We start from the raw sequence: 5,315 nt of genomic DNA on the forward strand, positions 1-5,315 counted from the left end.
GTCATATACCCGTCGAATAGTTTGATACAACTCTTCTACATCGCCATCCTTTACAATGAAGCCGCCTCTTGTCTGATGAATGATTTCAGGTGCTCCACCTGAATCGGATACAATAACAGGCGTCTGCACGAGTAAAGATTCGATGATAACTCTGCCAAAAGGCTCATTTAATGAGAAGTTGATCGTAAGATCACATTCCTTCATCACTTCAAGCGGCTTCTTGCTATAGCCATAGAAGATTACGTTATGCTCCAAGCCATATGCGATAACCTTCTGAATCATTTCGTTAAAATAATCCTCTGATCCGTCTACGGAAGTATCACCGACAATAAGCAGCTTCCAATTGCGCTTTCCGATATCGGCTAATTTCTTCATAGCCTCGATAACCAGATGATATCTTTTCCATTCCACGATCCTACCGAAAGTCCCAATGATGAGCGTATCGTCCTCCATAAAAGTACGGCTCTTCATCGTCAAACCCATTTCCGTATCTACACCGTTATAAATAATGGTCTTATTGCTACCTTGAATCGAGTTCGCTACAAAGTGCGAGATACAAATGACCTGATCGAAAAAACGTGGCAATACGTTATTAAACATCCGTAAATGTGTATAATCCCGGTGATGCCAAACTAATTTGCAGCTCGTTAGAAATTTAAGCGGCGCCGTGTACCACGGTGCGCGCCATCCGTTGGCATGAATGATATCCATACGGTTTTTTTTCACGAACGCTCTGATTCGCATAACGGTTTCGATATAGCCAAACCCGAATTTCTTCTTAATGCTGTTAAGACGAAGTGGAAAATGCTCATAATCCGTCCTGATTTCATGCAAGAACTCCGCATTCGCGGGAGCTAGTAGAAAAATCCGATATTTGGATAAATCTATGAAATTAATTAAATGAATCAGACTTTGCTCAGCTCCTCCTTTTTTATCTGCGTGGGTAACAAACATGACGTTAATTTTTCTGTTCACCATTTACAGCACCTGCTTCATTTGATAACTAGTGTTTAAAGATTGGATATAACCCTTTAGCACTTCTTTATGGTTGTAATGCGTGCGTATAAATTGCTGCGATGACAGAAGCAGCTTCCTAGCTTCCTCTGGGTTATCAAATAGCTGCTTAATCCGTCTATAAAATTGCTCTGGTTTGTCGGCAACCATAATGTGCTCCGTATCTAGTAATCCAGTTCCMTCACAGCCTATAGAGGTCGAGATGACAGGAAGACCGTTCTGAATGGCTTCGATTGTCTTAAGCTTGACACCCGCTCCGTTTTGCATCGGGTTTACGAATAAATAACCGTTTTTATAAATGCTGTCTAGACTCTTCGGCGAGTCATGTACGATTACGTTTGTAAGATCGTATGGCTCAAGCCAGCTTAAGCTCTGATTTCGACTGTTCCCCGCCACAATAAACTTGTAATCCGGCTCCTTCAGCATCAGTGGATGAATATGTTTCAGATACCACTCAATCGCTTCCCGGTTATTCGGCATAAATAAGGAACCGATAAACACAACATGTTTACTTTCAAAAAGGCTAGTTCCGAAAATATCCTTCGTAACCGGTGGCGGTAGAAACAAGCATTGAGCTGACGGATTTAGCTGCTTAAAGCTTTCAAATTCCTTACTCGAAATAAACAAATATTTATTGACCTTCTTCAGCATTTTCTTCTGCAATGTCGTGAATTTGCTGCTTTCCATGTGATAATACATTTTGTGCAGCACATTTTTGGTGCTTCTGGCAAGCGCCTTGAAGTATACCGCCTCGTCGTTATGGACCCTTAAAATAACTTTTTCAGGTTTGATTTTCGGATTGTTTAGAATCGGATAAACATAGTCGCCCTCAAGCAGCACATAGTCATAATCCTCATCAATATGTACATGCTCCAGCTCATTTCTGGATTGAACTTGCATCGGAATGTTATGCAGCAAGTTAGCGAGCTTGCTTGTTCGGTCGCATAGTACAATTTTCTCGACATACGTGTATACATGCTTCTTATCTGTCTCAGTAGGCATTTGCTTTCCGCACACGATGAGATCGATCCTCCAGCCAAGATCGGCCAAAACCTTAATTCTTCCCCATGTATCCACCCTTCCGCCATGGTCGGCGGGATAAGGGAAATCACTGCACACTACAAGCATTTTCATTTGGCTACCCCCGACATCGTTGAATTATCCATTTCATTTTTTCCTAGGAAGAGACTAATAAAGGCAAAGAGCAGCCAGACTTCATATTTAATCTCCAGCGTTACTAAAAGCATAGAGAACAGAATAAACACGAGAGCAAGAAACAGAATTGAGCTAGATTTCACCTTCACGATCAGGTCTTTAGCTAATTGGTAGAAGAACACCAAAGAGAAAATCCCACCAAACATCACCCACTGAAAAAAGCCTGACTTCACACCTAAATTTTTATCAGAGCCTGAGTACTGCATCAGCTCACTTGCATTAATCTGACTTACTCCAAATAGGTTGTAATAGAAATGCGACATCATGTTAAGCGCGTTATCCAAATATTTAGTGAAATAGATGAGATAAGCTCCTGTTCCAACTCCCAGTGGATGGTGGAATACGGTAACAATCGCGATAAGGATCGTTCCCATACGTGTGTATGAGGACGTATAGTTCTCAATATCATTACTAAAGGAGCTGACCAGTCCAGCTGAGAAATAGTTGAAAAATAGATACATAGCCAAGATAGCTGCAATGAGCAATATAAAGTTTTTCTTCTTCCTGAAATCCAAAAACTTGATCATGGTCACAATGAGCGTTAGCATGCTTATAATTAGAAATCCCTTTGATCCAGTAACGAATAAATAATATAGAAAGAAACCGGACGTATAGATGATCGTCAGCGTCTTCCCTAGATTGTTCAAATACCTAGTCAGATAGATCAGAATCGCGGAATAAACAACGATAATTGATCCTGTCGTACTGCTTTCAGAGGTGAGCAAGCGCACCCGCCAATAGGGGTTGTTTCCTGCATGCAGATAAGTGAGTGCATTGGGCATGCTCATCAGCTCTACAATCATAATGACAAGGAGCAGAGTGACTACCGCTAGAAAACAGACATAAATGACTTTAAAGCTATCTATTTTAGAGAAAACGAGCTGCATATGCCGGATGTAAAACAGTATTAATACAAAATAGATCAATACTTTAACCGATTTACCAAGCAGGCCCTCCGAGCCAAAGCTATAGCTGCCTTGAAGGAACTGAATAAGAATGTATGCGATACTGATAAAGCTTAAATAGAGAATAAAGGCAAACATAATCTTCTGAAGCTTTGTTGTATGCATGACCTTCTTGTGCTTGGCAAGCATCGAGATTTCACAAAATATAAATACTGGAAATAGCAAAATGACGGGTGACCTGCCAATTTCACCGATCATATTCACCAGCGGGAAATCCTGATAGAAGGTCAGTACAAGCAAAATACAGAGATAAAGCGCCAGAAAAAACTGCTTTTTACTAGACATATTTTTTGACCGTTATGGAATACCGATCTCTACGCTTGCTGACGGCATCCTTGTATAACGTTTCAATTTGGCTGTTCATCTTATCGGAATGAAATTTGTTGCTGAAAATCTTCTCGCCTGCTTGTCCCATCGTTTGTAGTTCACTTTTGTCGAGGCCATGAATAATGTTTGCCAGCTCATTCTTATTGTCAAAGTCAAAGATGAAGCCATTCACACCATGCTGGATAATTTCCGGGAGCGCGCCACGATTACTAGCAATGACAGGCTTTTTATTTCGCAGCGCCTCGATTGCAACAATGCCGAACCCTTCCCAACGGGATGGGACGATAACTGCATCACACGCCTGCATGTAACGGTCAATCTCCGCGTTATCTACCCAGYCAATTCTGACTGTGCTGTCCGGGTATTCATAAGCAACATCTTCTAGAACGGTATCCMCGACCAAATACAGCGTGACATTCGTAAATCTCTGTTCATTAAAAACCTCAAGCAGCAAATCAAAACCCTTTTGTCGATCAAAACGCCCGACATACAGCAGGTTAATCTGTTCCTTGTTTACGGCAAACGRTTCATACCTCGGAGGAGGCGCATCCGACACGCCGTTATATACAACGACTGATTTTTTGGCTGATAAGCCATAATGCATAGCCATTTGATATTCATAGTTGGATATATGGATGATGACATCCGTACGCAATGACAGCAGCTTCTCTACTGTGGCAAACAGCCTTTTTTTCCACGACTGTGTATCCATTAGAAAAGCCCATCCATGAGCACAATAAATGACAATTGGGCGCTCCTTTTTTATAAGAAGCAACGCTCGCAGGAAAAACCCTGCGAACGTTCCATGGACATGTACGATGTCTGGTTTGATTTCCTTTAACGCCTTATTGATCATTTTCATCGCTGTGAAAAAGTATTTAGGTTTTCTCTTATAAGGGTATAAGAGCAATCGATCAGCACTAATTTGAAGAGAATCGCGATTAGAATTTTGCTCAGATGCGATTAGATAAATATCATGACTTGCTGCTTGATACTTCAGTACCTCATTCAGATGAGTTTCGATGCCGCCCTTTGTAAATTCCGAGATATGTAGGACTCTCGCCATTATCTCGCCTCCTAAAGCTTCCTTGAATTAATTAGTACGCATCCTGAGAAGCTACGACAGCCTTCACCGTTCTGAACATAATTTTGATATCCAGCCAAATACATCTCTTCTCAATATAAGCAAGGTCCAGCTCGACCATTTGTTTAAAGCAGAGATTGTTTCTACCGCTAACCTGCCATAATCCCGTACAGCCAGGTGTAACGGTCAAGCGTTTCTTATCATGATCCGTATAGTCTGCTACTTCCCTTGAAAGCGGCGGTCTTGGACCTACTAAGGACATATCGCCTTTAAGAACATTGATTAATTGCGGCAGCTCGTCGATACTTGTTTTCCGAATAAACTTACCGACCTTTGTTACGCGCGGATCATCCTTCATCTTGAACATCGCGCCGCTAATTTCATTCTTATCAAGCAAATCCTTCAGCAGCTCCTCCGCATTGGTCCGCATGGAGCGAAGCTTAAACATGCGAAAAGGCTTCTGGTCTTTGCCGATTCTTGTCTGGTAGAAGAACACCGAGCCTTTCGGATCCTCAAGCTTGATAAGGACTGCGACGATGGCGAGCAGCGGGCTTAACATAATCAAACCAACGATCGATCCGCTAATATCAATAAGCCGTTTAAGAAGTGAATACAAATCGGATTCACTTCGAACCTCTGATTTCTTCCTTGATTTTGTGTAGTAATCGGATACTCCGATTATTGCTTCTTCCCGTGGAGGCGTCATCTTC

At 41.8% G+C, this 5,315-nt stretch carries 5 protein-coding genes; all 5 read right to left on the minus strand.

Annotated features, from left to right (window positions below):
- The coding region (locus AC1DWN_RS27280; RefSeq protein WP_477562031.1) for a glycosyltransferase at positions 1-978 on the minus strand (978 nt) is incomplete at its 3' end.
- A complete protein-coding gene (locus AC1DWN_RS27285) occupies positions 979-2,148 on the minus strand; it encodes a glycosyltransferase family 4 protein (protein ID WP_477562032.1) in 1,170 nt (389 codons plus the stop codon).
- On the minus strand, positions 2,145-3,479 hold the full coding sequence (locus AC1DWN_RS27290; RefSeq protein ID WP_477562033.1) for a hypothetical protein: 1,335 nt from the start codon (positions 3,477-3,479) through the stop codon (positions 2,145-2,147). Before AC1DWN_RS27290 ends, AC1DWN_RS27285 begins: the two co-directional genes overlap by 4 nt.
- Complete coding sequence (locus AC1DWN_RS27295) at positions 3,472-4,587, minus strand: glycosyltransferase (RefSeq protein WP_477562034.1); 1,116 nt, start codon at positions 4,585-4,587, stop codon at positions 3,472-3,474. Before AC1DWN_RS27295 ends, AC1DWN_RS27290 begins: the two co-directional genes overlap by 8 nt.
- 31 nt (positions 4,588-4,618) lie before the next feature.
- Positions 4,619-5,311, minus strand: coding sequence for a sugar transferase (locus tag AC1DWN_RS27300; protein ID WP_477562035.1), 693 nt, complete (start codon positions 5,309-5,311; stop codon positions 4,619-4,621).
- Between the last annotated feature and the right edge of the window lie 4 nt (positions 5,312-5,315).

It is taken from the genome of Paenibacillus sp. P4_A7 (assembly GCF_056402455.1).